The organism is Streptomyces sp. NPDC047453 (assembly GCF_040643155.1).
In the GTDB taxonomy this organism is placed as follows: Bacteria; Actinomycetota; Actinomycetes; order Streptomycetales; family Streptomycetaceae; genus Streptomyces.
This window is the reverse complement of record NZ_JBEYTS010000064.1, coordinates 1-12,522: the sequence shown is the minus strand read 5'-3', so window position 1 is coordinate 12,522 and position 12,522 is coordinate 1. Positions and strand designations below refer to the sequence as shown.

Below are 12,522 nucleotides of genomic sequence, written 5' to 3'. Positions count from 1 at the left end.
TGGGGAGGTTGTGGATGCCGTCGGTTGCCGGACTGCTGGAAGAGCACGAGCTCGCTGCTCGCCGTCGCGTGGACGGGCTGCGGGAGGAGGCCGACCGCATCCAGGCCGAGCTGGCCGCGGCAGAGCTGGAATGGCAGGAGTGGGCGATCGCCCGCAGGCGGGTCGATACCGTGCTGGCTCCGGAGGGCAACAGCACCGCAGAGGGAAAGGCCGTTCCGGATCCACCGGATACGGACGCGCAGTCGGCGCCCCGGGATGCGGCGAAGCCGAAGTCGCAGGTGCCGGTGTGGCGCGAGGGACTGGCGTGGTCGGCGCTGTCGGTGGACTACCAGCGCATCCTCAACGCGCTCGCGGACCGGGCCCGGCTCGGGCAGGGGCCGATGACCTGCCAGGAGATGGCCGCCGCGTTCGGGATGGAGGTGGTGTCGGCGCGGGTGGAGGCGCTGCGGTCGAGAGCAGAAACGAGGAGTCCCAGCATGTTGATGCCGGGGCTCCCGTATGTGCCGTTCCAGTTGCAGCTGGTTCGGCGATCAGGCTCGTGTCCGTGAGCAGTGCGTGACACCGGTCGTCTCCTACAGACCGATGCCGTACAGCGGGTTCGTCTCGTCCCACATCCCGGCCTGCTCGAAGTAGCCGGCCAGGGACTTGGAGCCGTCGACCCAGCCGCCGTGGCGTCCGGTCTCGATGAGGTCGGCGCCGGCCTGTTTGGCGGCGGTGGCGAACCCGCGGCGCAGGCTGTGTCCGCTCCAGCGGGGTGGGAGGTCGGGCAGCAGTTCGGTGGGGGCGGCCAGGTCGGCGCGGGTTGCGGCCCGGGTCACCGCGTCGCCGATGCCTTCGCCGGTGATCCGGCCGGAAGGGTCTCCGATCTGTTGGCCGTGCCGGTGCATCGGGTGGGCGATGCGACCGTGCCGGTCGATGCGCACGAACCAGGAGCGCGCGGAACGCCGGCAGGCCCACAGGGCACTGGAGGACGAGGAACGGTGAGCTCGTCAGGCCGCCGACGAGAAGCAGCTGTCGAAGACGATCGCCCGCTACGGCCGCTTCGACCTGCTCTGCATCGACGAACTCGGCTGTGCGCCACGAGGCGCTGATGGATCTCGCGAGATGAGAGGCCCGCCGCCGGTCATCGCGGTGAACGGTTGAAGCTGGAGGCAGGCTGATCCCCGGGTTGGGGGTGAGGCCGGAAGCAGCCTCGACAACGTAGGGGCGGATCGACACCACCAGACGGTTCGTGCCCGCAAGCGAAGACGGAATGGGTGCAAGGAAACTGCACCAGTGGTTGACGTCCCGTGAGTCGTCAGCGGCCTGCCGAACCTGGTGGATGGGCCGCTATGCAGTGCTGGAGAGTGCTCTATCCGATGGCCTCTCCTCTTTCGGCGTCCTGAGCCTATGGACGCCGGGAGGCCCGGACCAAGACTGCGATGTGCGGTCCGTGGCGATGCTGCCGGGGTATAGCTGGGCACCGAAGCCGTCACAGAGATCCTCAGTGAACGTGGGAAGCGATCTGGCATCGCCCTTCCCGTCCGGCAGCCAGCCGGGCGACGGGCAGGCGCGACGCCCGCTGATGACGCCAGATCGTGGCGGAGTCGCCGTAGTACTCGGAGGCCGGGAAAGCCGGTCACTTGGGGAAGGGCGGCAGTGTGATGGCAGCATGACTGCTGTCGGGGAGGGACGTTGTTGAACACGACGTACTGTCGACAACGTGGCCGGGCAGCATGACGGCCGCGCGACGGGTACTCGATCATCAGATCAAGCTGCACCGGTGGGCAAGGAACGAGCCGGATCGCCGGTTCGAGGATGTATTCAACTTGGTCTGTGACCGGGCCACTTTGGTGGTGGCCTGGGAGCGGGCGTCTGGCAACCGGGGTGCCAGGACAGCAGGCGTGGACGCGGTCACCCGCTTCCACATCGAGGAACGTCACGGAGTGATCCCGTTCCTGGAGGAGCTTCGCTCCTCACTCAAGTCGCTCATCCCGATCAACAAGGTAGGGACGCCTGACTGACCGGCGCCCCGCCCCTCGGCACCGCGAGCAGTACCAATTTCGATGCTCAGCCGTGAATAGCTTCATCATCTTCCATTCACCGACAGGCGGCTGCCAGCATCGGCGCACCGTCACCGCGTGAGGGAGAACCCCATGAGACGCCCCCGTCCTCTGCGCTGTCTGGCCGCAATGGCCCTGGTCGCCCTCGCGGCCACGTCCTGCGGACGTTCCGACCAGGGCAGCACCCCGTCCGGCAGCGAGCCGAAGACCGCCGCCGGCAAGACCGCCGCCGACCTGCTGCCCGCGCAGTACAAGAAGAGCGGTGTGCTCCGTGTCGCCACCGCGGTCGGCTATCCGCCGATGGAGATGTACAAGCCGGGCACCACCGAACTCACCGGCGTCGACCCCGACCTGGCCGGGGCGATCGCCAAGAAGCTGGGACTCAGGCTCCAGCTCACCAACGCGGCCTTCGACGGCCTGATCCCCGGTCTGCAGTCCGGACGCTTCGACCTGGCCATGTCCTCCATGACCGACAGCGCCCAGCGCCGCCAGGCGGTGGACTTCGTCGACTACTTCCGCACCGGCGGCGTCGTCATGACGAAGAAGGGCAATCCGGAGGGCATCAAGACTCTTGCGGACCTGTGCGGCAAGGCCGTCGTCCTCGCCAAGGGAAGCTCGAACCTGGACATCGGCGAGCAACAGAACGCGAAGTGCAAGGACAAGATGCGGATCTCGCAGAGCGAGGACGCACCGACCGGACTGCTTCAACTGGACAGCGGACGTGCCGTGGCGACCATCGTCGACTATCCGGTGGCCCAGATGTTCGCGCAGAAGGGCAACGCGTACCAGGTGCTGCCGACGCAGTACGGCGCCGCTCCCTGGGGCATCGCCGTGGCGAAGAACCGGAGCGGTCTGCGCGACGCCGTCCAGAAGGCCCTTCAGGACCTGATCGACAACGGCGAGTACCGGAAGATCCTGGGGACCTGGGGCGTCGCGGACAGCGCCGTCCCCCGGGCCACCCTCAACGGCGGGCAGTGAGTCCCGAAGTGAACACGGACATGACCCGCCACGGCCCAACCGACTCGGCACCCGGCAAGGCACCCGCGCCCAGCAGGACACCGGCACCCGCCGCCTCCGGCCCGACGCCCCAGGAGGACGACCTGTCCCTGGAGGTGACCGGCCGTCCCCGCCCGGGGCGCTGGTTCGCCGTCCTTGGCGCCGTCCTCTTCGCGGTGTGGCTCGCCTACACCGTCATCGTCAACCCGAACCTGCACTGGGACGTCATAGCCAAGTACCAGTTCGACAGCGTGATCCTTGAAGGTCTGTGGGTGACGGTCCAACTCACCCTCATCTCGCAGGCCGTGGGCATCGCCATCGGGGTCGTCACCGCGGTGATGCAGCTCTCCGACAGCCCGGTGCTGCGCCTCACCGCCGGCGCCTACACCTGGTTCTTCCGCGGCACACCGCTGCTCGTACAGCTGATCTTCTGGTTCAACCTCGCCCTGCTGTTCCCCGAGATCAGCATCGGTGTGCCGTTCGACGGGCCGAAGCTCGTCAGCTGGCAGTCCAACCAGGTCATCACCGGATTCGTGGCCGCGCTGCTGGGCCTGTCCATCAACGAGGGCGCCTACATGGCGGAGATCGTGCGGGCCGGCATCCAGAGCGTGGACCCCGGGCAACGGGAGGCGGGTGACTCCCTCGGCATGTCCCACCGCAAGATCCTCACCCGTATCGTCCTGCCACAGGCGATGAGGGTCATCATCCCGCCGTTCGGCAACCAGTTCATCTCCATGCTCAAGACCACCTCGCTGGTCTCGGTCATCGCCGGCGCCGACCTGATGACCGTCTCCCAGCACCTGTACCTCGCCAACTTCGAGGTCATCGCGCTGCTGGTGGTGGCGTCCATCTGGTACTTGGTGCTCACCACCATCGCCAGCGTCGCCCAGCACGCCGTAGAGCGCCGGTTCAGCCCCGGCGCCGCCCCGCCACTGCGCCGCAGGGTCCTGGCCAACCTCGTACCCGGGCGTGTCACCAAGGAGACGGCATCGTGAACAACGTGGTCCTCAGGGCCCGCGGGGTCCGCAAGCGGTTCGGCGACACCGAGGTGCTGAAGGGCATCGACCTCGACGTCCGCGCCGGCGAGGTGCTGTGCGTCATCGGACCGTCCGGGTCCGGCAAGTCGACCCTGCTGCGCTGCTTCAACCACCTCGAACGGATCGACGCGGGACGCGTCTGGGTGAACGGCGAACTCGTCGGCTACGAGCAGCACGGCACCTCCGGCCGCACCCTGCGCGAACGCCGCGCACGCGACATCCAGCGGCAGCGCGAGCGGATCGGCATGGTCTTCCAGCGCTTTCACCTTTTCCCGCACCGCACCGCGGTGCAGAACGTGATGGAGGGTCCGCTCGCGGTCAAGGGCCGGAACCGCGCCCAGGCCGAGCAGCAGGCCCGTGAGCTGCTGGACCGCGTCGGTCTCGCGGACCGCGCCGGCCACTACCCCGGCCAGCTGTCCGGCGGGCAGCAGCAGCGGGTGGCGGTCGCCCGCGCCCTGGCCATGGAGCCGACGCTGATGCTCTTCGACGAACCCACCTCCGCGCTCGACCCCGAACTCGTCGGCGAGGTCCTGGGCGTCATGCGCGACCTGGCCCGCAGCGGGATGACGATGATCGTGGTCACCCATGAGATGGGCTTCGCCCGCGAGGTGGCCGACCGCGTCCTGTTCATGGACGAGGGAGCCGTCGTCGAGGCCGGACGCCCGGACGAGCTGTTCACCGACCCGCGGCACGAGCGCACGCGGGCCTTTCTGTCCACGGTGCTGTGATGGGCCGCCCCATGGACCTGCTGCTCCGCGGCGGCACACTCGTCGACGGCACCGGCGCCCCCGCCCGCGAGGCGGACATCGCGGTGACGGGCGGAAGGATCACCGTGCTTCCCCCGGGCGCTCCGGCCGACGCGGCCGAGGTCGTGGACGCCGAAGGGCAGGTCGTCACACCCGGGTTCATCGACGTACACACGCACTCCGACGCCCTCGCCGCACCCTACGACGCGGACGCAGGCGCGGACGCCGCCGAGGCGGTCGAGGATCTGCGCCTGGCGCCGCTGCTCCAAGGCGTCACCACCGAGATCTGCGGAAACTGCGGCACCAGCCTGTTCCCCTCACTGCCCGAGCGGCTGCCGGAACTCGCCGAGCACCTGCGCGTCACCTTCGGTCTCGGCCCAATCCAGCCGGCCGTGGACTTCGAGGCCTTCGCCGCCGGGCAGGACCCGGACCTGCGCCGGACCCACCTCGCCTCACTGGTCGGCCATGGCACGCTCCGCGCCGGAGTGATGGGCTTCGAGGCCCGCCCGCCAAAGCCCGGTGAGCTGGAGACCATGTGCCGACTGCTCGACCAGGCGTTGAGCCAGGGCGCGGCGGGCCTGTCCACCGGGCTGATCTACCCGCCCGGCACCTACGCCGACACGGAGGAGATCGTCGCGCTGGCCCGCGTCGCCGCACACCACGGCAAGCCGTACGTGACCCACCTGCGTGACGAGATGTCACAGGTGGAGACCGCCCTGGAGGAGGCCCTGGAGATCGCGGTGCGCTCGGGCGCACCCCTGCAGATCTCCCACCACAAGACCGCAGGCCGCCACGCCTGGGGAGCCACCCTGCGCACCCTGCCCCGGCTGGAACGCGCACGCGCCGAGGGCGTCGACGTGCTCTGCGACGTGTACCCCTACACTGCGGGCAGCACCGTCCTGCACGCGATGTTGCCTCCGTGGACCAGCGAGGGCGGCGTGGGTGCCCTGCTGGAACGGCTGCGCCGGAGCGAGGTGCGCGACCGCATCCGGGCGGACATCGGCGGCGGTGTCGAGGGCTGGGAGAACACGGTGGGGAACGGGGGCTGGGACCTCATCGCGGTGGCCGCCGCCCAGACACACCCCGAGGCCGAGGGCCGTCGCATCGCCGAGCTGGCCGCCGAGCGCGGCGTCGAGCCGGTGGACTACGTGTGCGACCTGCTGCTGGCCGAGCAAGGGGAGGTGACCATCATCAGCCACTCCATGCGCGAGGACGACGTCCGCCGGGTGCTCGCCAGCCCCCTGTCGATGATCGGCTCGGACGGCGTACCCAAACCGGGCCGCCCGCACCCCCGTTGGGCGGGCAGCTTCCCCCGGGTCCTCGGACACTACGGGCGCGACCAGGGGCTCCTGCCGCTGGAGACCGCGGTGCACAAGATGACCGGACTGCCCGCCCGGCGGTTCGGACTCACCGGGCGCGGTGTGGTCCGCGACGGTGCGATCGCCGACCTGGTGGTGCTCGATCCGGCCACCGTCCGCGACGGCGCCACCTTCGACAGGCCGCTGGAGGTCCCGGAGGGCGTCGGCACCGTCGTGGTGGCGGGGCGGACGGCCGTACGCGGCGGCCGCCCGACCGCGGTGAGGGCGGGAGAGGTGGTGAGAGTCCGATGAGTCTGGCCCAGGTGGCCGCGGCGGCGCGCCGTTCGGCCGCGCTGCCGCTCACGTTGTCCGTGGCCGCCGTCGACGTGGACGGCGGCCGGACGGTGGGCGTCGACGACGACACCGTGCTGCCCGTCGCCTCCGCCTCGAAACTACTGCTGCTGGCCGAGGTGTCCCGCAGTCTGGACACCGGTGAGCTGGATGCCGGCCGGCCCGTCGAGATCCGCGACGAGGACGTGGCGGGCGGTACCGGGCTGCTGCGCCGGCTGGGCCGCGGCGGCTGGACCATCGAGGACCTGGCCTGGCTGACCGCCTCGGTCAGCGACAACACCGCCACCAACGCGCTGCTCCGGCTGGTGGGGCGCGAGTCCACCGCGCGGCTGGCCGGACGGCTCGGGCTCGACCACCTGGCTCTGCACGACGTCGTCCGCGACGTACGCGGCCCGGATGTGCCGCCGGTGTTCGCCACCGGTACCGCCCGTGACCTGGCGCGGCTGGTGACGCACGCGGTACGCGGCACCATGGGCTCGCCGGACGCCTCCGCGCGCCTGCTGGGCTGGATGCGCGCCAACACCGACCACGGCCTGGTCCCCGCGCTGGTCGGGCACGACCCGTACGCCCCGGGATTCCCGGAGCCGCTGCCCGGTGGGCTCCTCGTGGCCAACAAGACCGGCACCGACGCCGGGGTGCGCGCCGACGCGGGCGTGTTCATCGGGACACGCCGGCTGGCGTACGCGGTGGTGGCGCACTGGGACACGGACCTGGGGCCCAGCACCGAGCGGGCCGCGGTGCACGCCATCCGGGAGGTGGGCCGTGCCCTCGCGGACTGTGCCCACCGCAGCCGCGCCCGCGCGTGACCGTGGCTGCCCGGCACGCCAAGTGCCGCACGCCGCAGCCGGTCCCCCGCCAGGGCGGACCGGCTGGGGCCACGCCCACGCCGACCGCGCCGGGATCGCGCACTCCGCCGGGCCGGCGGCGTGGCCGGCGCGGTGAGCGCCTACGCTTCTGCCGGCATGGTCGCGGTCACGACCACTGCATCTCCAGCAGCGACCGCACCTCGGCGGCGGCGGACCGCAGTTCCACGAGGAAGTCCCGCAGCAGTGGATTGCGGTTCGTGCCCCGGGTGGCGACGCCGATCCGCCGGTGCAGCTGGGGATGGTCCAGCCGGCAGACATGCACCCCCGCAGTGTCGCCGAGCCCGAGGGCCGGGACCAGCGCGATTCCCATCCCCGCCCGGGCCAGGTTGACGGTGACCTGGTAGTGGTCGCTGCGGCAGCGCACCCGGGGGCGGAATCCCTCGGCCGCGCACGCGCGTTCCAGGACCGGCTCGCCGGTGTCGCCGCCGCGGGTGCCGATCCAGCTCTCGCCCTCCAGCTCGGCCAGCCGGACCGCGGTGCGCCGGCCCAAGCGGTGCCGCAGCGGCACCACCACCATCTGCGGCTCCTCGAAGAACATCTCCACCTCCACGGCGGCCTGGCGGCACCAGGGGTCGAGCGGGTGCTCGAAGACCACCGCGGCGTCCAGCCGGCCCGCCTCCAGGTCGGGCACCAGCTCGTGCGGCTGGCCCATGATCAGCTCCAGCTCGACCTGCGGTCGCTGGGCCGCGAAGGCCGACAGCGTCCGCGGCAGCAGGTCCAGGCCCGAGGAGGCGAAGAAGCCGAGCCGCAGCAGCCCCGCCTCGCCCTCGGAGTGCGCCCGCAGATCGTCCTGCGCGACGGCCATCAGATCCGCGATCGCCTGGGCGTGCTCGGCGAGCCTCGCTCCCGCGGCCGTCAGCCGCAGGCTTTGCGGAGCCCGCTCCACCAGCGCCACCCCGAGTTCCTGCTCCAGCCGCGCGAGCTGGTGCGAGATCGCCGACGGACTCAGGTGCAGCGCCTGGGCGGCGGCCACGATGGTGCCCCTGCGGGCGATCTCCAGCAGAACGTGCAGACGGGCGCTGTTGAGCATCGGGCCAGGCTAGGCCGCCCCGGCGGTCTGCGCCCGCACCGGGTCCCCGGTACCGGACCGCATCATGCCGAGGGACGCCGCCACCGCCGCGTCGGCCGCTTCGGAGACGTCCAGGCGCAGCAGGTCCTCGTCGGTCTCGCGCCGGACCACGACGCGGGCACGGCCGTCGGCCACGAAGACAACGGCGGGACGTGGCAGCTTGTTGTAGTTGGAGGCCATGGCGTAGCCGTAGGCGCCGGTGACGGGCGTGGCCAGCACGTCCGACACACGCAGGTCGGCGGGCAGCGCGGCATCGTCGATGATCACGTCACCGCTCTCGCAGTGCTTGCCGACCACGCGGGCGCGCAGCGGTCGCGGCGCTCGTGGGCAGCGCGGCAGAAACGCCTCGTACCGGCTGCCGTAAAGGGCGGGGCGGAGGTTGTCACTCATCCCGCCGTCGACGCCGACATACGTCCGCACGCCCTCGATCCGCTTGACCGTGCCCACCCGGTACAGGGTGATCCCCGCCCGGGCGGCGATGGAACGCCCCGGCTCGACGGTCACCTCACCGCTCCAGCCCGAGCCGCGCACCGCGTCCCGCATCCGCGCGGCCCAGTCCGCGAACGACGGCGCGACCTGACCGGCTTCGTACGCGACTCCGAGCCCGCCTCCGACGGTGAGCCGGTGTGCCCGTACCTCCACCGCGAACCGGGCGACGGCCGCGGCTCCCCGCGCGAGCTCCACCGCGTCCAGCACCTGGGAGCCCACGTGGGCGTGGACGCCTTCCAGGATCATCGCAGGAGACCCGAGAGCCCTGCCCACGGCGGCCGCGGCGGCTCCGTCGGAGATGCCGAAGCCGAACTTGGAGTCGTGGCCCCCGGTCCGGATTGCCTCATGGGCGCCCGCGGCGACACCGGGCGCCACCCGGAGCTGGACCCGGGCCGCGGGCAGGTGCTCCTCGGCGTGCAGGCGCTCGATCCGCTCCATCTCGTCGAAGCTGTCGACCACCACATGCCGTACCCCGGCCAGGAGCGCGGTGCGCAGCTCCGCCTCGTCCTTGTTGTTGCCGTGCAGCACGATCCGGTCGGCGGGCACGCCCGCGTGCAGGGCCACCCGTAGCTCGCCGCCGGAGGCGACGTCGAGCAGGAGGCCCTCCTCGTGGGCCAGCCGCGCCATGGCCGTGCACAGAAAGGCCTTGGAGGCGTAGGCCACGTGGCCCCGGCCGAACGCGGCGACCGCCTCCCGGCAGCGCCGGCGCAGGTGTTCCTCGTCGTAGACGAACAGGGGTGTGCCGAAGCGCTGCGCCAGTTCGGTGAGCAGGATCCCGCCGACGGCCAGCCCCTCCGGACGGACCTCGGCGGTGAGGGGCAGCAAACCCGCTTCGATGGCTGACGACACAGTTCCTCCCTCGACACCGGCTGGGGGGAGCGACCGGCTCGCAGCCATCCTGCGGTCTGGGACCGGGGCGGAAAAAGCGCATTCTTCCGGGGCTGAGCCTCAGGAATCCCGATGCTCCGGGCCGGCCGGACCGCCGCCGTGGATGCGCAGCCTCACCATGATTTCGCTGGTGGGGCGCGTGATCAGGAGCTTGGCGGTCTGTGCCCGCCCGCGCGGAAAAGTGCGCCTGGAACCCCTGGCAGTTCGAGGAGGACCCGGCGCTCGTAACGCTGCGCGAGGCCGCGCATCTGCTGGCCGCGCGCGCCGCCGCACCCCCGGCAGGTCGGAGCCACCCCGCCGTCGCGCGCACCTTCCCAGCACCGCCGGTGCTTGGAGGTCCGAGGCGGCCGGACGCCGCAGCCGGAACAGACCAACTCGCCTCGCAGGGCAGCGATGAACGCCTCGCGATTGTTCACGGCGGTGCCGTACGGCCACTGCGACGGACCGGCCTGACGACGGACGCCTGCCCGACCGCGACATCCTGCGTGCCGACGTCGGCGACTGGCTGAGCCTGGACCTTTCCGGGCTCGCGCAACAGCAACTCCTCGGGGCCGCAGCCGAGCACGTGGCAGATGACCTCCAGGTCATCGAGCCGGATCGAGGTCGGCTGCCCAGACCACAGGGACGACATCTTCCCGACGCTGATCTCCAGTCCGCGTTCGGCCAGCAGCCTGCGCATATCGCTGGCCTTCCAGATCTCACGGCGGGCAGCCGCCATCCGCAGGTCCCACTTCATTACCTCACCCCGCCCAGCCGGGCCGCCGAGCGGTCCGCCGCCCTCTCCCAGGAGTCTTCGATATGACTGTTATGCACGTGTATGTACCCCATCGTGGTGGCGACCCATTCGTGGCCAAGGAGCTCCTGGATCGCGACGATATCCACACCGTTGCGATACAGCGACGACGCGCAGTAGTGCCGGAGGACGTGGGGGCTCAAGCGTCCCTGCCAGGACGGCAGATGCCGCTCGACGGCCCTGGCCAGGCCGGCCCTCAGCGTCTCGGTACTGACCCGGCCGCACGACCCGTCGGCCGCGCGGCGCTCGGAGACGAGAAAGGGGGCGGCCCGCTGGTCCCAGGCGTCGTCGAACTACCCGCGGACCTCCTCGACGAACCACACCGCCTGGTCGCGGGCCCCGTTGATCAGCGGCACAATGCGCTGCTTGGGCCCGCGGCGTCGCGAGCCCTTGCCGAACCGCACGTGCACCTTGCCCAGCGGCCCCAACTCCCATTTCAGGTCGACCATGTCGAGCCGGGTCGATTCCCCGATGCGCAGGCCCACCTGGGACCACAGCTTCGCGGCGGTGTAGTTGCGGGCAGCGGGCAGGAACTTACGTGTCGTGGCGACGTGGTCTCGCCAGCCGTCGAAGAGCTTGTCGATCTCGGCGTCACCGGGCGGGATGCGGATGTTGAGCTTCCAGCCGTCCCGGGGCCGGTTCATCTCGTCGATTGGGCACTGCACGAGGTCGCCGGTCAGCGCGTAGATCTCCGCGTGGTGCCGCAGTTCCAGGTACTCGAAGAACACCGAAACACCGAAGGCTTTACCGCTGACCGTGCTGTGGGACTGACCCCGGCACCGCTCACCGAGGAATCGATCGGCATCGTCCGGGCGGGCCGTCCACAGATGACGCCCCATCGAGTCCCGGAACTCCGACACCGCCCTGATCTCGGCCTGGATCGACCCGTCCTCCACTCCTGCCGCGGATCGCGCGAGCACGAAGCCGGCCACCAGGTCCTACTCGAAGGCATCGAGGTCCTCATCCGTCGGGGTCGGCCGGACCGAGCGAAGGTCACGCACCAGTGCCAGCGACACCGCCGACCTCGCCTTCATAAATGCAACACATCGATCAACAAGGAGGCGAATATTTCAGGAATCCCGATGACCCGTCAACTCTGGCCGACGTGCAGATCCGCCATGCGACGTCCCAGGCCAGCAACGGCAGGGGCAGGCACAGGCACCCGGCAGCTCCAACGAACTCAAGGGAGAAGAGACATCAGGACCTGGAAGGAACTGACCTTCTACCGGCCCTCCAAGCAGACGGAGTACGTACACATCGACGCCCTGTTCGGCGAGCCGGGCAAGAACGTCATCGACTTCGACCTGATCGAGTCCCAGTTCCGCCAGCTGATGCGCGTGGTCGTCTCCGTGAAGGAAGGGGCGATCTCCTCGTCGACGCTGCTGAAACGGCTTCGCTCGGGATCGCGGAAGAACGCCACCTACACCGCGTTCCGCGAGGTCGGCCGCGTGATCCGCACCGTCCAGCTGTTGCGCTACCTCTCCGACGCGCCGCTGCGCCGGCGGGTGACGGCGGCAACCAACAAGGTGGAGTCGTTCAACCGGTTCTCCCAGTGGATCGGCTTCGGCAACCGTGGCGTCATCGCCGACAACGACCCCATCGAGCAGGAGAAGGCGATGAAGTTCAACGCGCTGCTCACGAACGCGGTGATCTTCCACAACGCCCTGGACATCGCGGAGATCGTCCGCCAGCTGCTGGAGGAGGGATGGGTGATCGACCCGGAAGACCTGGCGCACATCTCGCCGTACCTGACCGAGCACCGTCCCGTACGGCTGCTGGGGCGGTACGTGCCGGTCGGAGATCACTGGGGTGGTTGCCTTTCTTGCTGTGGCCGGTGCCCGGGCACCGGCCAGCGGGATGGTCAGGTGGGCTGGGGGTGGCCGAAGAGCAGGTCGTAGCCGGCCGGGAGCTGGAGCAGGATCTGGCCCAGCAGGTCCTCGCCGGCGG

Annotated in this window: 13 protein-coding genes and 3 pseudogenes; 9 read left to right on the top strand and 7 right to left on the bottom strand. The window is 70.5% G+C overall.

The window, feature by feature from the left end; genetic code table 11:
• Window positions 1-14 precede the first annotated feature (14 nt).
• A complete protein-coding gene (locus ABZ818_RS33690; RefSeq protein ID WP_361423221.1) occupies window positions 15-548 on the top strand; it encodes a hypothetical protein in 534 nt (177 codons plus the stop codon).
• A 24-nt stretch (window positions 549-572) separates the two neighbouring features.
• On the opposite strand, the gene ABZ818_RS33685 is transcribed toward ABZ818_RS33690, so the two are convergent.
• Window positions 573-923 carry a hypothetical protein gene (locus ABZ818_RS33685; protein WP_361423218.1) on the bottom strand — a complete coding sequence of 117 codons (351 nt, stop codon included), beginning with the start codon at window positions 921-923 and terminating at the stop codon, window positions 573-575.
• 67 nt (window positions 924-990) lie between these two features.
• Here ABZ818_RS33685 and ABZ818_RS33680 point away from each other — a divergent pair.
• From ABZ818_RS33680 to ABZ818_RS33650, 7 genes and pseudogenes are all read left to right on the top strand, one after another.
• Window positions 991-1,071, top strand: a pseudogene (locus ABZ818_RS33680) (AAA family ATPase); the annotation flags it as partial.
• A 644-nt stretch (window positions 1,072-1,715) separates the two neighbouring features.
• Complete coding sequence (locus tag ABZ818_RS33675) at window positions 1,716-2,003, top strand: hypothetical protein (RefSeq protein WP_361423216.1); 288 nt, start codon at window positions 1,716-1,718, stop codon at window positions 2,001-2,003.
• Window positions 2,004-2,135: 132 nt separating this feature from the next.
• Window positions 2,136-3,020, top strand: coding sequence for an ABC transporter substrate-binding protein (locus tag ABZ818_RS33670; RefSeq protein ID WP_361423214.1), 885 nt, complete (start codon window positions 2,136-2,138; stop codon window positions 3,018-3,020).
• Window positions 3,021-3,028: 8 nt separating this feature from the next.
• On the top strand, window positions 3,029-4,033 hold the full coding sequence (locus tag ABZ818_RS33665) for an amino acid ABC transporter permease (RefSeq protein ID WP_361423211.1): 1,005 nt from the start codon (window positions 3,029-3,031) through the stop codon (window positions 4,031-4,033).
• A complete protein-coding gene (locus ABZ818_RS33660; RefSeq protein ID WP_361423208.1) occupies window positions 4,030-4,803 on the top strand; it encodes an amino acid ABC transporter ATP-binding protein in 774 nt (257 codons plus the stop codon). The genes ABZ818_RS33665 and ABZ818_RS33660 overlap by 4 nt, the downstream gene beginning before the upstream one ends.
• A complete protein-coding gene (locus ABZ818_RS33655) occupies window positions 4,803-6,431 on the top strand; it encodes a D-aminoacylase (RefSeq protein WP_361423205.1) in 1,629 nt (542 codons plus the stop codon). The genes ABZ818_RS33660 and ABZ818_RS33655 overlap by 1 nt, the downstream gene beginning before the upstream one ends.
• Window positions 6,428-7,276 (top strand): serine hydrolase, encoded by an 849-nt coding sequence (locus tag ABZ818_RS33650; RefSeq protein WP_361423202.1) that lies wholly within the window; start codon window positions 6,428-6,430, stop codon window positions 7,274-7,276. The genes ABZ818_RS33655 and ABZ818_RS33650 overlap by 4 nt, the downstream gene beginning before the upstream one ends.
• Window positions 7,277-7,442: 166 nt before the next feature.
• Here ABZ818_RS33650 and ABZ818_RS33645 read toward each other — a convergent pair whose 3' ends face one another.
• From ABZ818_RS33645 to ABZ818_RS33625, 5 genes and pseudogenes are all read right to left on the bottom strand, one after another.
• The gene (locus ABZ818_RS33645; protein WP_361423199.1) at window positions 7,443-8,366 is read right to left on the bottom strand and encodes a LysR family transcriptional regulator; all 924 of its coding nucleotides are present in this window, start codon (window positions 8,364-8,366) and stop codon (window positions 7,443-7,445) included.
• Window positions 8,367-8,375: 9 nt separating this feature from the next.
• Window positions 8,376-9,743: a diaminopimelate decarboxylase gene (gene lysA / locus ABZ818_RS33640; RefSeq protein ID WP_361423196.1), complete on the bottom strand. Its 1,368-nt coding sequence runs from the start codon at window positions 9,741-9,743 to the stop codon at window positions 8,376-8,378.
• 451 nt (window positions 9,744-10,194) lie between these two features.
• Window positions 10,195-10,518, bottom strand: coding sequence for a helix-turn-helix transcriptional regulator (locus ABZ818_RS33635; protein ID WP_361423193.1), 324 nt, complete (start codon window positions 10,516-10,518; stop codon window positions 10,195-10,197).
• Window positions 10,518-10,781, bottom strand: a pseudogene (locus ABZ818_RS33630) (tyrosine-type recombinase/integrase); the annotation flags it as partial. The pseudogene ABZ818_RS33630 and the gene ABZ818_RS33635, both read right to left, overlap by 1 nt.
• A gap of 87 nt (window positions 10,782-10,868) precedes the next feature.
• On the bottom strand, window positions 10,869-11,495 hold the full coding sequence (locus tag ABZ818_RS33625; RefSeq protein ID WP_361423190.1) for a hypothetical protein: 627 nt from the start codon (window positions 11,493-11,495) through the stop codon (window positions 10,869-10,871).
• Between the two features lie 198 nt (window positions 11,496-11,693).
• Here ABZ818_RS33625 and ABZ818_RS33620 point away from each other — a divergent pair, with 198 nt between their 5' ends.
• Complete coding sequence (locus tag ABZ818_RS33620) at window positions 11,694-12,473, top strand: Tn3 family transposase (RefSeq protein ID WP_361423187.1); 780 nt, start codon at window positions 11,694-11,696, stop codon at window positions 12,471-12,473.
• Here the strand turns inward: ABZ818_RS33620 and ABZ818_RS33615 are convergent.
• A pseudogene (locus ABZ818_RS33615) lies at window positions 12,437-12,522 on the bottom strand (DUF2267 domain-containing protein); the annotation flags it as partial. The gene ABZ818_RS33620 and the pseudogene ABZ818_RS33615 sit on opposite strands and share 37 nt — an antisense overlap.

Coding starts and splice junctions, on each gene's coding strand:
- ABZ818_RS33620 (WP_361423187.1), top strand. CDS start 11,694: ATGCGACGTCCCAGGCCAGCAACGGCAGGGGCAGGCACAGGCACCCGG.
- ABZ818_RS33675 (WP_361423216.1), top strand. CDS start 1,716: ATGACGGCCGCGCGACGGGTACTCGATCATCAGATCAAGCTGCACCGG.
- ABZ818_RS33655 (WP_361423205.1), top strand. CDS start 4,803: ATGGGCCGCCCCATGGACCTGCTGCTCCGCGGCGGCACACTCGTCGAC.
- ABZ818_RS33650 (WP_361423202.1), top strand. CDS start 6,428: ATGAGTCTGGCCCAGGTGGCCGCGGCGGCGCGCCGTTCGGCCGCGCTG.
- ABZ818_RS33690 (WP_361423221.1), top strand. CDS start 15: ATGCCGTCGGTTGCCGGACTGCTGGAAGAGCACGAGCTCGCTGCTCGC.
- ABZ818_RS33635 (WP_361423193.1), bottom strand. CDS start 10,518: ATGAAGTGGGACCTGCGGATGGCGGCTGCCCGCCGTGAGATCTGGAAG.
- ABZ818_RS33670 (WP_361423214.1), top strand. CDS start 2,136: ATGAGACGCCCCCGTCCTCTGCGCTGTCTGGCCGCAATGGCCCTGGTC.
- ABZ818_RS33645 (WP_361423199.1), bottom strand. CDS start 8,366: ATGCTCAACAGCGCCCGTCTGCACGTTCTGCTGGAGATCGCCCGCAGG.